Consider the following 14,404-nt stretch of genomic DNA (forward strand, 5'->3'; position numbering starts at 1 on the left):
GGTCAGTTACCCCCAACGAGTTCGGCAAACCGGCCGGTCAGGCGATCAAGTTCAGCCTTGGCACGGTGATATTCGGTCATGGCATCGACCATCCGCACGCGTGCGTCATGCAGCGCGTTTTGCGCGGTCGAGACGTCGAGAAAGGTGAAGCCGCCGCGCTTGTAGCCCGCCAGCACTTCGCGCAGCGTCTGCTCGGCGCCGGGCACGACCTTGGTGCGGATCGCCTCCGCCTCGTGGCCCGCTTCCTCGACCCGCTCCACGGCAAAGCCAATGGCGCGGCGCCGCTCGAACCGCTCGACGGCAAGGTCGGCTTCGATCTGGCGCTTCTCGGCTTCGGCGCGGTCGCGATTGGCCTGGTTGAGTGCGCGGTTCGATAGCGGCAGCGAGAAGCCGCCAACAAGAGCGACATCGCCCGTGCCAAGGAAACGCGGGCCGGCGAACACGGTCGGATCGGTGCGCGCGTTCGCGGCCTGCAATCGGATATTGGCATCGGCGCGGCGGCTGCGCGCCTCATACAAGGCCAGATCGATCGAGGCGAGATCGTCCGGCACTGTGCCTGCTGGCGCAAAGTCGAGAAAGGCGTCGGTCACAACCGCGAACTCTTTGTCGGCCTGTCCGGTGAGCAAAGCAAGTCGGGCCTTGGCCGCTTCCACCGCATGTTCGGCCAATTCCAAATCGACCTTGGCTTCCGCCAGCTGCGTGCGCGCGCGCGTTCCTGCAAAGAGCGGATCGCGGGCATCGTCCACCCGGCGCTGCACGTCTTTCTGGAGCGCTTCGGCGATCTCGACCCGGCTGCGCGCGAGTTCGAGATCGAGCGTCGCGGCCTGCACCTCGACGTAGAGTTGCTGGACCTTCTGGGCGAGATCGAGCCGCGCGATCAGCCCCTGCGCCTGCGCGACCCCGATGTCGCCTTCGGCCAGTGCCACCCGGGCCGCACGCTTGCCGCCCCGCTCGATGCGCTGATTATAGGTGGCATCGATCTGGAACTGGTTGAAACCATTCGTCCCGATGTTCTCGACGGCGCCGTCGATGGTCGCAGCGGGCTTTGTATCAGCAGCCGCGCGCGCGGCCTCCAGCACTTCCACCCGGGCTGTTGCTGCGGCACCCAGCGGCGAGTTGGCCACAGACTGGCGGATCGCCTCTTCGAGGGTCAGCGTATCGGCATTGGCCGCTCCCGCTGACAGGAACGTGACCGCAAGCAGTGCGGCACGCAGTATCGTCTTCATTTCACCTGCTCCTGACACGTCTGCTCAAGGCGCGGCCGGACTCAGCCGGCAGCACCGTGCAACGATGTCAGGCGGTTCGCGGAGGTCTCAGAAGCGAGTTGGGGCGGGAGATAGCCGCAAGCGATGCAGGCGGCGGAAAATGGAGCTCCTTCGCCGATGGCAGGCCTCCAAATTCGGTATGATCGGCGGACAGCAGGGCGAAGCCATGCCCGGCCATGGAGCCATGACTATGCGTCAGGCCTCTCTCCGGATCCCGCTGATCGGCCGGTGCGTCCCCAAGCGCCGCCTTCTCGAAGCTTGCCCCCGGGTCCACAGCGTGAACATGGTCCGAATGGTGCGTATGAACGGCCGTGGCAGAGGACAACTGCTCGTGCACAGCCAAATGCGCATCCCAAGCTCTGCCCGAAAGGAGCATCGCGCAGAGGACAAGGAGCAGGCCAAGCCGGGCAAACATCTGGAAAAGGCTAGGGCCAAACTATGCTCGAAGCAATATGTCTTTCCCCGTGCGTCGCTCGCAGGGGTCTATGGTGCAGGCAAGTCTCGAGCACCGAGACCCTCTATAGGCAACGCATCTGAGCCAATTTTAGGCCTTGGCGACTGGTGAGCTCGTGCCGGGAGAGGAGCCTTGTTTCCGATTAATGAACACGCATGGCAGGTCATCGCCGCCGCTCTATTCAGCTGTCACGCGGCTGCGATGCCGCCTTGATTTTGCGACGCCATAATCGGCGAGACGGGGTGCTGGCTAACTCTGAAGACAGATTGGAGGACAGCGGCCTCTCCGGAATGCGTGATCAACGCCGGCATTTTGCAATCAGCTCAGTCACAGAATCGATAGGGTCAATGCCTGAGTGAGCCGTAATGTCCGGTTTTGCCTTGAGAGCTGGCATTGAGGACATTGAAATCTGATGGCCGAAAAGTCCCACGATCTGGCTCTAGCGCGTACCGCTCTTTCAGGGGTTGAACCAGCGATTGTCGCTCGGGTTGAGCCGATCGGTCACATGGATTGTGCACCTTCTGAGGTCAGATAAAACGCCTAAGGCGAACGACTGTACGTCGCAAGGAACCCATTATGTGGGAGGAAATGTGGGAGAATACATCTGAAAATCCATTATTTATCTATAAAATACAGTACTTAATGAGGTGGTTCGGTACAAGCCCTGCCACCATTTGTTCCCCTTCTGGCTTCCGTTATCCTCCTAGAACTTGTAACCAAGCCGAGCATTTGTGCGGGTTGGTCACTCCGGCACTGTCCGGCACCTTCCGACCCTTGGAACGAAATTTGGGGGTAGGGGGGATCGGTCGATACCCCCAGAGGCGGAGAATCGAGGTACGCTCACCGACGTCCCGATCAAGAAAGCCAGGCCCGCTGACAAGCCTTACAAGATGCCAGATTCCGACGGACTCTATGTGCTGGCGTCGACCACGGGCAATCGGTCCTGGCGCCTCAAGTACCGGCTCGGCAAAAAGGAGAAGCTGCTCACCTTCGGCAGCTATCCCGACGTCTCGCTGATCCGCGCGCGCGAGCTTCGCGAGGCGGCGAAGGCCACGCTGCGCGACGGACGAGATCCCGCCGTGGAGAAGAAGCAGCCCGCGGCGGCGCGGACCTTCGCAGCGGCGAACATCTTCGAGGCATGCGCCCGGGAATGGTACGCGCTCAACAAACCGCGCTGGAGCCCGGCGCATGTCCCCGCATTCTGGAAGGTTTGCGCCCACGCTTGCTTGGCGTCGGTTTCCGTCCCGTCGCACGCTCCATTTCCTCCAGCCAGGCGGTCGAGCCGATCGGCCGACCCGGCGTTTCGGCTTTACGCAGCGCCGCATATCCGTTCGGGAAAAGGGCGCCTGTGTTCGCGGCTGCGGCGGTGAGCCGATCGCGGATACCGGCCGTCGGCAGTCCGTGAGGAGAATCGGCAGGAGTCACGCGAAACCGGTGCCGCGGCGCAGCGGTCCGGAGCCCTCGCCCGACGCGATAAGGCTTGACGAAGTGAACGTTATCATTTAGGTGAACGTTCACAATTCGCGCTACAATCGCGCAAATACATAATCCTGGGGAGGAATTGCCGATGAATGATTCGCGGAAGGTCAGTTTCGATCGCTTGACAATGGGCGCTTCGTTGCTTGCGATCGGCATCGCATCTCAACCGGTCCTCGCCCAGGAAAGCGTCACCGCGCAGAATGAGGATGACGCGATCGTCGTCACCGGCATCCGCGCGAGCCTTGAGCAGGCACAGGACATCAAGCGCGACGCGCAAGGCATTGTCGATGCCATTTCCGCCGAAGACATCGGCAAGTTCCCCGACACCAATCTGGCCGAATCCCTGCAACGCATCACGGGCGTGTCGATCGACCGGGCGAGCGGGGAAGGGTCGACCGTCACCGTCCGCGGCTTCGGTCCCGAATTCAATCTTGTCGTGGTGAACGGCCGACAGATGCCGACTTCGACCTTGGGCGACGGCTTTTCGGCGCCGTCGTCGCGCAGCTTTGATTTTGGCAACCTCGCCGCCGAGGGCGTCGCGGGGGTCGAGGTTTACAAGTCGGGCCGCGCGTCGCTTCCCACTGGCGGTATCGGCTCGGTCATCAACATCAAGCTGCCGCGACCGTTGGATCGCCCCGGTCTCAGGGGCAGCATCGGTGTCAAGGGCGTTTACGACACGTCGCAACTTTATGGAACGGACGTCACGCCCGAAATCTCGGGCATCGTCAGCAAGACCTTCGCCGATGACCGCATCGGAATCCTGCTCGCCGGTTCGTATCAGAAGCGCAATGGCGGGCAGGCGCAGTTTACGGTGGGCAATTGGCGGCCGGGCTATACGGGCGCCGAGAATAACTGGGGTACGCTTGCGCAGCCCGGAGATCCGCGGTTCGCCAATATCGAAAACCGTCCGGGACCCACCGACATTTACCAGGTTCCGCAGAATGCGGCCTATGATTTTTACGATTTTCAACGCGAACGGATCAACGGACAGGCGGTGTTGCAGTTCAGGCCGACGGACAGGCTCGACGTATCGCTCGACTATATTTTTGCTCAAAACACGTTCGACAGCCGGCAAAGCAGCATCGGCGTGTGGTTCAATCACAATGACACGTCGAGCAGCTGGACCAACGGCCCTGCCGCCGGGGCCAATTTCTACGCGGAGAATTTCGCCGCAGCCGAAGGTAAGGATCTGGCGATCACCGGCGCGGTCGGCTCGAACCGCAATATCAACCATTCGTTCGGCGGCAACATCAAGTGGGAAGGGCCGTGGGGACTCCGCCTCGAGCTCGATGGTCACCATTCCACGGCCGAATCGAAGCCGACCTCGCCTTATGGCAGCGGAATTGCCGTTGGCACCGCAATCTTTGGCGTCGCCAGTCAGCGAGTGGACTTCACCTCGGACATGCCGGTCATGTCCGTCACGATGCATCCTGGTTCCGAGATTGCGGCGGAGAATATCCGTCCGGCGGGCAACGCCTTCCGCAATGCCTATATGAAGGATACGATCGATCAGGTCAGCTTGCGTGGCGGGTTCGATTTTGACGCATCATTTATCGAAAGTCTCGATTTTGGCGCGAGCTACATCGAGAATGATGTGCGTACCGCATTCGGGGTGATCCAGAACGACACCTGGGGCGGAACCCTGTCTGCGGCGGACACGCCGGATTCGCTTTTTGTTCCGCGTGCCCTTGCCCCCGACCTTGCCGGCATGAATGGATCGAGCGATCCGGCAGTCATCCCTACCTATTTTCTGATCGACACGGCGGGGCTGATTTCGCTCCTCGACGACAGGCTCGGTATATGTGACGCCGCGCCGGGCGATACGTGTCTGGCGCCCTATTCCACCGACCGGCGCATCGTCGAGAAGTCGGTCACGCCCTGGATCCAATCCTTTCACAGCTTCGATCTGGGCGATGCCAGGGCGAATCTTCGCCTCGGGCTTCGCTACGAGAAGACCAAGGTTACATCGAGGGCGCTTGCCGAGATCCCGACGGGCACCGTCTGGGTGGCGCAAAATGAAATCAGTCTGGTCAAAACGCCCGGCACCGATTTCACGACGCTGAAAGGCGAATATGAGAACTGGCTTCCGGCGATCGATTTCGATCTGTCGCCCTTTGAAAATGTGAAGCTGCGCGCATCATACAGCCACACGATCACCCGCCCCGACTATGCCAGCATGCAAGGCGGCATCACGCTCGCGCAACCGTTGCGCGTGGGGGCCGGCGGCAGCCAGGCGAGCGCGGGTAATCCGGCGCTGCTTCCCTACAAGTCCAAGAACGTCGATCTGTCGGCCGAATGGTATTATGATCGCGCGAGCTATGTGTCGGTGGGCTTCTTCAACAAGAAGGTCAGCAATTTCATCGCCAACGACACCACCCAGACGCCCCTGTTCGACCTGCCCGATCCCTCGCAAGGTGCGGCGGCGGCAGCAGCGCGCCAGGCGCTCGGGTCAAACGCCAGTTTTGACCAGATCGTCGCCTGGGTGCAGGCCAACCGGCCCGCCGACTATGTGGCCGGCGTCGGCACGGCGGGCGGCATAGCGGGACGCGCGGGCGATCCGAATGTCATCTTCACCTTCACCCAGCCATCGAACAGCGATCAACAGGCGCGGCTTTGGGGGTGGGAGTTCGCGATCCAGCATAATTTCTGGGACACCGGCTTCGGTGCGATCCTGAACTATACCGTGGTCAACAGCGATACGGCATTCGATAACACATTGCCGTGGACGACGACGCAATTCGCTGTGCCCGGCGCGAGCGACAGCGCCAACGCAGTGCTATATTACGACAAAAACGGCTTGCAGGCGCGCATCGCCTATAACTGGCGGGACCGGTTCCTGGCGGGCAAGGATCAGGATCCCTATTACATCAAGTCCTACGGCCAGTTCGACGCCAGCCTGAGTTACGAGTTCAAGAAGGGGCTTACGGCATTTGTCGAAGGCATCAATATCACCAAGGCCGACCGGACCGGCGTGCGCCGCAACGATCGCGCGATTTTCTTCGCGGCGCCTGGCTATGCCCGCTATTCGGCAGGCATACGGTTCACCTTCTGACGGAGCAGGCGTGACCCGCAAACCGCGCTGACGACGATGGGCCGCATTGCTTCCGCAGTGCGGCCCATCTGTTTTGTTTCGCAACCAATGTCGGATATCTGATCGAGCGATGGACAGATCGATTCACAATGTGGTGATCGTCGGAGGGGGAACCGCAGGCTGGCTCTCGGCATGCGTCCTGGCGGCGCGCCGTCCCGATCTGTCGATCATGTTGATCGAAGCGCCCAACATCGCCCCGATTGGCGTCGGGGAAGGCACCTGGCCGACGATGCGCGAAACCCTGGCGACGATCGGCATCGAGGAAAGCGAGTTCCTGCGCGAGTGCGATGCGTCGTTCAAGCAGGGATCGCTGTTCGTCGGGTGGGTGAACGGCGCGCCGGATGATCGCTATCTTCATCCTTTTTCCGCTCCGCCGCCGCATGACATGCGCGACTTGTTGGCGGCCTGGCGAGCGGATGAAGACGCCACCTCCTTTGCCGCTGCAATGACGCCGCAGGCCGCGATCTGCGAACGCAACCTTGCTCCGCGCCACCCTGCGATGCCGGACTATGCGGGAACGGTAAACTACGCCTATCATCTTGACGCCGGGAAATTTGCCCGGCTTCTCGCGCGCCATGCCACCGAACGGCTCGGCGTGACACATATCGCTGCCGAAGTTGCCGGAATTATCGGCGGTAGCGATGGCGATATTGCGGCACTTGGGTTGCGTGACGGCAGGTCGATCGAGGGCGATCTGTTCGTCGATTGCAGCGGACAGGCGGCACTTCTTATCGGCGGGCATTACGGCGTCGAATGGATTGATCGCGCCGACGTTTCTTTCAACGACCGCGCCCTTGCCGTGCAGGTGCCGACCCAGGCGGGAAGCGCTATCGCATCGCAGACCATCGGGACAGCCCACCGGGCCGGCTGGATCTGGGACATCGCGCTGCCGACGCGGCGCGGGATCGGCTGCGTCTATGCGGCGCGTTTCATGTCGGACGGGGAGGCTGACGCCACGCTGCGCGATTATATCGCCGCGAACATGCCGGAGGTCCACGCTCGTGACCTGACACCGCGCGCCTTGGCGTTCCGGACGGGGTATCGCGCGCGTCTGTGGCACAAGAATTGCGTGGCTGTCGGGCTTTCTGCCGGTTTCATCGAACCGCTTGAGGCCTCGGCGATCGTAATGATCGAGCTTTCGCTGCGCGCGCTTGCCGACAATTTTCCCGCCGGTCGTGCCGCTATGGATATTCATGCGCGGCGCTTCAACGCGCTGTTCCACTATCGCTGGGAACGCATCGTCGATTTCCTCAAGCTCCATTATGTGCTCAGCCAGCGCGACGACCCCTATTGGAAAGCCCATCGCGCTCCCGCGACGATTCCCCCCCGGCTCGCGGAGCAACTCGCGCTTTGGCGTGACCAGCCTCCGTCAGCATGGGATTTTCCCCAGATGGACGAAGTCTTCCCGGCCGCGAGCCAGCAGTATATCTTGTACGGTATGCGCCCTGGCGAAACGGTGTCGCCGTGTCGACCTCGATCGCACGTCGCCGCCCGACTGGCCGACATATCCGAACGCGCACGCGCGCTGGCGGCCGCGCTGCCCGAGAATGCGGCCTATTTTGCCGCGCTGCGAGCGCGCGCCGCCTAGCCAGAAAGATCTGCCGTCAATGAGCAACCATCAAATCCTCGATCCGGCCGATCATGCCGAGCTACGCGTCCATATGGGTCCGGGTGCAGAGTTCGGCGACAAGGTCATGGCATGCCTGGCGGTCCCCAACGAGTTTCGCCGGTTGGCCACAGACTATCCGATATTGTTCCATTACGACCAGGAAAGTCGCAGCTTTTCGGCGCTTGCCCTGATGGGGTTTGAGAAGGGCGAGAATCTGTTCCTCGACGGCAACTCCTGGTCCGCATCGGCCAAGCCCATGGCACTTGCCATACAACCCTTTCTCATCGGTCGTTCGCGTGACGGCAGTTCGTCGGCTCAGGTACATGTCGATCTTGACCATCCGCGCATCGCCAGCGGCGTTGACGGCGTTCGCGTGTTCGACGAGGCAGGTCGCCCGACGCCCTATCTTGAACAAATCATATCCATGCTCGCCGAACTCGATGAGGGACACCGAAAGAGCGGCGAGTTTTTCGCTGCGCTCGACCGTTACGATCTGCTCGAACCCTTCGCGCTTGACGTGCCGCGCGAGGGCGGCGGCGAACACCGGCTGGTGGGTTATCATCTCATCAACGAGACCAAATTGCGTGCCCTTGAGCCTGGAGCGATGAGCGAGCTTCATGCGGCCGGACATTTGCTGCCGCTGTTCATGGCGCTCGCCTCCCTGGGAAACCTTGGCAAGCTTGCGCGCCGCCGCGCCGCGAAACATGATGGCTGAGCGCGCTGCCATCCTCGACGAACTCCCGCATGTCGTCGAGAGGGCCGTGGCGCCCGACGCGCTCGATGGGCGTTTGTCGAATGCGCAAGAGCCCTTCGTCGTGCGTGGTCTCGCGGCGCACTGGCCGCTGGTGGAGGCGGGCAGGGCCGGAAACGCCGCAGTGCGCGATTATCTGGTGGAACGTGCCCGATCGCGCCGATTTCCCGTCAATATCGGCGAACCAGGCGGTGGCGACCGGCTTTTTTACAATGCGGCGATGGGGATGAATTTCCGTATGGCGCAGGGGCCGCTCGCCGAAATACTGGACGGAATTATTGCCAATGCCGGCAAGGTCGATGCGCCGGTCATCTATCTCTCGTCGATCGACATGGGAGGGTATTTCGATGGGTTGCGCGAGGAAAACCGATTGCCGCTCGGGAATCGGGCTCCGATCGAAAGCATCTGGATCGGCGGACCCACGCGCATTGCGGCGCACAATGACGTGCCGCATAACCTGGCAATCTGCGCGGCGGGGCGGCGGCGCTTCACCATCTTTCCGCCCGAGGAGTTTTCGAATCTGTATCTCGGCCCGCTCGAGAACACGCCGGCGGGCCGGCCTGTCAGCATGGTCGATTTCCGGGCCCCCGATTTTTCGGCGCACCCCCGGTTTCGCGACGCGCTCGATCGCGCCCAGGTCGCCGACCTCGCGCCCGGAGACGCCATTTTCGTGCCCTCGCTGTGGTGGCACCATGTCGAGGGTCTGGCGCCCCTGAATGTGCTGGTCAATTATTGGTGGAGCGACGTTCCCAACCATCTTGGAAAGCCGGAAGATGCGCTGCTCCACGCGATCCTTGCCCTGCGCGACCTGTCGACCGCCGACAAGGCGCGCTGGCGGGCCTTGTTCGACCATTATGTCTTCGCCAACGGAGCCGAAGTGACCGATCACCTGCCTGTTGAAGCGCGCGGGATACTCGCGCCGCTTACTCCCGAAACTGCCGGACAAATCCGCGCGCGGCTTCTGCGAAGCCTGTCGCGATGATCGGCATGGTCGCCAGCGCCCCCAAGCTCAGGATCGTCATTGCCGGCGGCGGGACCGCCGGCTGGATGGCGGCGGCCGCCTTGTCGAGCGCCCTGGGCGCGGCCATCGATCTGACGCTGATCGAATCCGACGCCATCGGGACGATAGGCGTTGGCGAAAGCACGATCCCGCCGATTCTTCTGTTCAATCGGTTGATCGGGGTCAACGAAGCCGAATTCATGCGCGCGACCCAGGCGACATTCAAATTGGGGATTCGGTTTGAAAACTGGAAGGATATCGGCGAAAGCTATTTCCATTCGTTCGGAACGACGGGCAAGGATCATTGGTCGGCGGGGTTCCAGCATTTCTGGCTCCACGGCCTGACCTGCGGGCACGACCGGACCTATGACGATTACTGCCTGGAGCTGAAGGCCGCGCTTGAGGGCAAATTTGCGCATCTGCCCGATGACCGCATGAATTATGCCTATCAACTTGATTCATCGCTTTACGCTGCCTTCTTGCGCAAGCGAGCGGAAGGTGATGGCGCAAGGCGCATCGAAGGCCGGATCGCCGCGGTCGAGATTGACGGTGCGAGCGGGAGTATTGCCGCCCTGATGCTCGACGGCGAGCGACGGATCGAAGGCGATCTTTTCATCGATTGCACCGGTTTTCGTGCGCTGCTGATCGAGGGAGCCCTGCATGCGGGGTTCGACGACTGGACCCACTATCTTCCCTGCGATTCCGCAATTGCCGTGCAGACCGCAAGCGTCGCCCCGCCCGTGCCCTACACGCGCGCGATCGCGCATGACGCCGGATGGCAATGGCGCATTCCGTTGCAGCATCGCCAGGGGAACGGGATCGTTTATTGCAGTCGCTATCTTGCCAGGGAGGAAGCGCTCGATCGGTTGCTCGGTTCCGTGGAAGGCGACGTGATCACCGCGCCCAACTTCATCGACTATCGCACGGGAGTGCGGCGCAGGCAGTGGTATCGAAACTGCGTGGCAATCGGTCTTTCGGGCGGATTCATGGAGCCGCTCGAATCAACCTCGATTCACCTGATACAACGAGCCATCCTGCGTCTTATCCGCATGTTGCCTGCGGGGCCTGTAAGCGAGCGCGACATCGCCGAGTTCAATGATCAGCAGTTTGCCGACATGGAGCAGATTCGCGACTTTCTCATTCTCCATTACAAGGTGACCGAGCGGCGCGATTCACCCTTTTGGCGGCAGTGCGCGGCGATGCCGATCCCGGCGAGCCTCGAACAGAAAATCGAGCTGTTTCGCGAAACAGGGAGAGTGTTCCGCAGAAACGAGGAACTCTTCGTCGAAAACAGCTGGGTGCAGGTGATGATGGGCCAGGGCATCATTCCGCAGCGGTACCATCCGATCGCCGCGAAACTGCGCCGCGAGGAACTGGACGCGTTTTTGTCGATGCTGCGCGACGGCGTCGAGCGAACGGTCGCAAGCCTGCCCGCGCATGAAGCCTATATCGCCCAGTATTGCGCAGCCGGCGGGCGGCATGAAACATGACGCTCGCGGTTGTCGTCGCACTTGTTCTGGAGAGCGCGCCCGCACCCGCGGCGGTGTCGGCGGCGGATAATTGGACCCTGATTTGGTCGGACGAGTTCGATGGGGCAACGCTCGACCGGGCGAAGTGGGGTTTCGATGTCGATTGCTGGGGCGGAGGTAATGACGAGCGACAATGTTACACCGACAGCCTCCGCAACGCGCAGTTGAGATATGGCAAGCTTGTTATCACCGCGCGCGAGGAGGCGGTAAAAGGCGCCGCCCTTCCTGCTCGCATGCGGGAGCGATCACCGGTCCCGCCAGCCGAAGTTGCGCGCGAATATAGTTCCGCGCGGCTCACCACGCGCGGCAAGGCTTCGTGGACCTATGGCAAGATCGAGGTTCGTGCACGGCTGCCCCAGGGACAGGGCACATGGCCCGCGATCTGGATGCTCCCGGACGAAGACCGCTATGGGGGCTGGGCCGCGTCGGGGGAGATCGACATCCTCGAGGCGGTAAACCTTGGCGTAGCCTGCGAACAATGTCCCGGCGGCCGTGAGAACAGGATCCTGGGCACGCTGCATTTCGGCGGGGCGTGGCCGAACAACAAGCACAAGGGCGAGGAGATGGCCTTCCGCTCGGTGCTGGATGGCGAGTTCCACACCTATACGCTCGTCTGGTATCCTGATCGGATGATCTGGCAAGTGGACGGGCGGACATTTGCCGAGCGCCGCGCAGACGAATGGTGGACGAGCGGATCGAACGCGCCGGGAGCCCCCTTCAACCGACCGTTTCACCTCATCATCAACCTTGCAATCGGCGGCCGGCTTGCGGAGTCCCGCGGGCTTGGCGGCGTCCAGCGTGGCGGCTATCCCAAGCGCATGGAGGTCGATTGGGTTCGGGTCTGGCAAATGAGCGGGACAGCGACTGGCTCCGCGACCGGCCAAGCGGCTGAAAGGGGCGAATAGAAAATGGCTAGACGCCGTCAGGCGGTGACGATCAAGCATGTGGCTGCCGACGCCGGCGTGTCGCTGCAAACGGTCAGCCGTGTCATCAACAATGAACCCAATGTGCGTTCGGCAATGAAAGCTCGCGTCCAGGCGTCGATCGACAAGCTTGGCTATGTGCCGTCGATTGCGGCCCGTCGGATGAGCGGATCGCGCTCTTACCTGATTCTGGCGATCAACGATCGCGATCGTACGATCGCGGACTGGACGGCGCGACAGGGCACCGATTGGGTGGATCAGATGCTGCTTGGCGGCATGCTCAAGTGCGCCGAATATGGCTATCGGCTTATTTTCGAGCTTGTCGACACGCATAGCGATCATGTCGAACGCGAACTGCGCGCGACCATCGCGGCACTTCAGCCCGACGGGGTGATTTTGACGCCTCCTCACTCCGACAACCCGCTGATCGTGCGATTGCTCGAGCGGCAACGAATACCCTTTGCGCGCATCGGATCGCGCGGCGAGGGGGCGGGCATCGCCTTGGTAATGGACGACGAGAGCATGGCGCGCCGCGCGACGCGCCACCTGATTGATCTTGGCCATCGGCGCATCGCTTTCATTGCAGGTTCAAGCGAATATCCGCTGAGCCAATGGCGCGTCGAGGGGTGGGAAAGCGAAATGCGGGCGGCGGGATTGCCGGTTGCCGGGCTCGTGGCAAAAGGGGACTTCACTTACGAATCGGGCGCGGCCGCCACGCGGCGGCTTCTTGGTTCTTCTCATCCTCCGTCCGCCATCATCGCCAGCAATGACCAGATGGCGCTCGCCGCCCTCGAAGTCGCGCGCGAACTGGGGGTCGGTATTCCGTCGCGGCTTTCGCTCGTAAGTTTCGACAATACGCCGATCGTGCGTTTCACCCAGCCGACGCTCACCGCCGTGGACCAGCCGGTCGCCGAAACGGTGTCGCGCGCTGTCGAAATGATCATCAAGGCGCAGCGGGGGGAAAAGTTGCCGCCGCAACCTGTCATTGTTGCCGGAGGCTTCGTCGAACGCGAATCGACTTCTGCGCCTGCGCATGGATGATTCCGCGCCGCATCAGCACCAGTCGATCGCCTTCATGCTGCTTTATGCCCTGGCGGTTGCCGGCGGAACCATGGCCTATGTCCCGTTCCTCACCATCCTGCTTCCGTCGCGCATCGCCGCGCTGGCAGGGCCTGCCGACGTGCAATGGCTTGGCCTGCTGACCTTTGCGGGCGCCGTCGCGGCCAGTATTGGCGGTATCGTCTTCGGCTGGCTCAGCGACATCACGAACAGCCGGCGAGGGTGGATTTTGTCGGGACTGGCGGTGACCGTCGCGCTGCTCCTGGCCGTCCCGCTGGCTGAAGATGTGTGGACACTCGTGTCGATCATCATTGTCTGGCAGCTCGCGCTCAACATGGTTCTCGGCCCACTTGCGGCCTGGGGCGGAGACCTCGTTCCCGACGATCAAAAGGGTCTCCTCGGCGGTCTTCTGGCATTTGCGCCCGCGCTTGGGGCCTGGTCGGGCGCGCTTGTCACCCTGCCCATGCTTGAAACATTCGAATCGCGACTTTTCGCGCTTGCGTTGCTGGTCGTGGCCGCCGTCACCCCGGCGACCGTTTTTGCGCGCCCCCGACGTTTGGAAATGCTGAGGCGGGCACCGCCGCCGGATTCCGATGAACCGATCGGAACGGCGTCAAAGGGACCGGCCGTGCGGATGTGGGTCGCCCGCTTCCTCGTCCAGATTTCCGAGGCGGCGTTGTTCGCCTATCTCTACTTCTGGTTTCGTTCGATCGACCCCGAGATGGGCGATAACGAAAAGGCGCGCCTGTTCAGTCTTGCCCTCACCATCGCAATACCGATCGCGCTCTACTGCGGCCGCTGGTCCGATCGCAAAGACCGCCCGTTTTTTCCCCTTGTGATCAGCAGCGCGATTTCGGCGGTCGGGATGCTGGGCATGGCGCTCGCTTCCTCGGCCGACCTCGCCAAGCTCGCCTATCTTCTCTTTGGCATCGCGACCACCGTGTTTCTGGCCTTGCACGCTGGTCAGACGCTTCGGATTCTGCCGCGTTCGGATCGCCGTGGACGTGATCTCGGATTTTTCAACCTGACCAACACGCTTCCGTCGCTGATCATGCCGCTACTGACGATCCTGGTTGTCCCTGGATTCGGTTTCGAGGCGCTGTTTCTGGTGCTTGCGGCGCTCACTGTCCTTGCAACGTTGATCCTGACCACAATCCAGCGCCCCAATCCCGCGCGCAGCTAGACCCTGTTTCCGTGAGATTGAAGCGCGAGACGGAGCCGATTTTGCCGCGAGGCGAGGCGCG

10 protein-coding genes are annotated in these 14,404 nt (G+C 62.1%); 9 read left to right on the top strand and 1 reads right to left on the bottom strand.

All coding sequences use genetic code 11. From position 1 onward, the window contains the following. Nucleotides 1-2: 2 nt before the first annotated feature. The gene (locus SPYCA_RS03935; RefSeq protein WP_120219020.1) at nt 3-1,226 is read right to left on the bottom strand and encodes a TolC family protein; all 1,224 of its coding nucleotides are present in this window, start codon (nt 1,224-1,226) and stop codon (nt 3-5) included. A gap of 1,224 nt (nt 1,227-2,450) precedes the next feature. Here SPYCA_RS03935 and SPYCA_RS03940 point away from each other — a divergent pair. The 9 genes from SPYCA_RS03940 (at nt 2,451) to SPYCA_RS03980 (ending at nt 14,343) form a co-directional block, all read left to right on the top strand. Next, the gene (locus SPYCA_RS03940; protein WP_197715366.1) at nt 2,451-3,089 is read left to right on the top strand and encodes a tyrosine-type recombinase/integrase; all 639 of its coding nucleotides are present in this window, start codon (nt 2,451-2,453) and stop codon (nt 3,087-3,089) included. Between the two features lie 236 nt (nt 3,090-3,325). Then, entirely contained in the window at nt 3,326-6,250 is a 2,925-nt protein-coding gene (locus tag SPYCA_RS03945; RefSeq protein WP_232003510.1) for a TonB-dependent receptor, read from the top strand. Nucleotides 6,251-6,359: 109 nt separating this feature from the next. Continuing rightward, complete coding sequence (locus SPYCA_RS03950; RefSeq protein ID WP_120219022.1) at nt 6,360-7,877, top strand: tryptophan halogenase family protein; 1,518 nt, start codon at nt 6,360-6,362, stop codon at nt 7,875-7,877. Nucleotides 7,878-7,896: 19 nt separating this feature from the next. Then, nucleotides 7,897-8,613, top strand: a complete 717-nt coding sequence (locus SPYCA_RS03955) for a SapC family protein (RefSeq protein ID WP_120219023.1) — start codon at nt 7,897-7,899, stop codon at nt 8,611-8,613. Then, nucleotides 8,606-9,631, top strand: coding sequence for a cupin-like domain-containing protein (locus SPYCA_RS03960; RefSeq protein WP_120219024.1), 1,026 nt, complete (start codon nt 8,606-8,608; stop codon nt 9,629-9,631). Before SPYCA_RS03955 ends, SPYCA_RS03960 begins: the two co-directional genes overlap by 8 nt. Before the next feature lie 5 nt (nt 9,632-9,636). Beyond that, on the top strand, nt 9,637-11,139 hold the full coding sequence (locus tag SPYCA_RS03965; protein WP_120222136.1) for a tryptophan halogenase family protein: 1,503 nt from the start codon (nt 9,637-9,639) through the stop codon (nt 11,137-11,139). Then, complete coding sequence (locus SPYCA_RS03970; protein ID WP_120219025.1) at nt 11,136-12,083, top strand: glycoside hydrolase family 16 protein; 948 nt, start codon at nt 11,136-11,138, stop codon at nt 12,081-12,083. The genes SPYCA_RS03965 and SPYCA_RS03970 overlap by 4 nt, the downstream gene beginning before the upstream one ends. A gap of 3 nt (nt 12,084-12,086) precedes the next feature. Further along, nucleotides 12,087-13,142: a LacI family DNA-binding transcriptional regulator gene (locus tag SPYCA_RS03975; protein WP_120219026.1), complete on the top strand. Its 1,056-nt coding sequence runs from the start codon at nt 12,087-12,089 to the stop codon at nt 13,140-13,142. Beyond that, nucleotides 13,090-14,343 (top strand): MFS transporter, encoded by a 1,254-nt coding sequence (locus tag SPYCA_RS03980; RefSeq protein WP_331852517.1) that lies wholly within the window; start codon nt 13,090-13,092, stop codon nt 14,341-14,343. Before SPYCA_RS03975 ends, SPYCA_RS03980 begins: the two co-directional genes overlap by 53 nt. Nucleotides 14,344-14,404: the final 61 nt, after the last annotated feature.

Origin of the sequence: Sphingopyxis sp. FD7 (genome assembly GCF_003609835.1) — a bacterium.
Classification (GTDB): Bacteria; Pseudomonadota; Alphaproteobacteria; order Sphingomonadales; family Sphingomonadaceae; genus Sphingopyxis.

Bases quoted from the DNA above. Each gene is read 5' to 3' on its own strand.
- SPYCA_RS03965 (WP_120222136.1), top strand. From the start codon at position 9,637: ATGGTCGCCAGCGCCCCCAAGCTCAGGATCGTCATTGCCGGCGGCGGG.
- SPYCA_RS03945 (WP_232003510.1), top strand. From the start codon at position 3,326: ATGGGCGCTTCGTTGCTTGCGATCGGCATCGCATCTCAACCGGTCCTC.
- SPYCA_RS03960 (WP_120219024.1), top strand. From the start codon at position 8,606: ATGGCTGAGCGCGCTGCCATCCTCGACGAACTCCCGCATGTCGTCGAG.
- SPYCA_RS03975 (WP_120219026.1), top strand. From the start codon at position 12,087: ATGGCTAGACGCCGTCAGGCGGTGACGATCAAGCATGTGGCTGCCGAC.
- SPYCA_RS03955 (WP_120219023.1), top strand. From the start codon at position 7,897: ATGAGCAACCATCAAATCCTCGATCCGGCCGATCATGCCGAGCTACGC.
- SPYCA_RS03950 (WP_120219022.1), top strand. From the start codon at position 6,360: ATGGACAGATCGATTCACAATGTGGTGATCGTCGGAGGGGGAACCGCA.
- SPYCA_RS03970 (WP_120219025.1), top strand. From the start codon at position 11,136: ATGACGCTCGCGGTTGTCGTCGCACTTGTTCTGGAGAGCGCGCCCGCA.
- SPYCA_RS03935 (WP_120219020.1), bottom strand. From the start codon at position 1,226: ATGAAGACGATACTGCGTGCCGCACTGCTTGCGGTCACGTTCCTGTCA.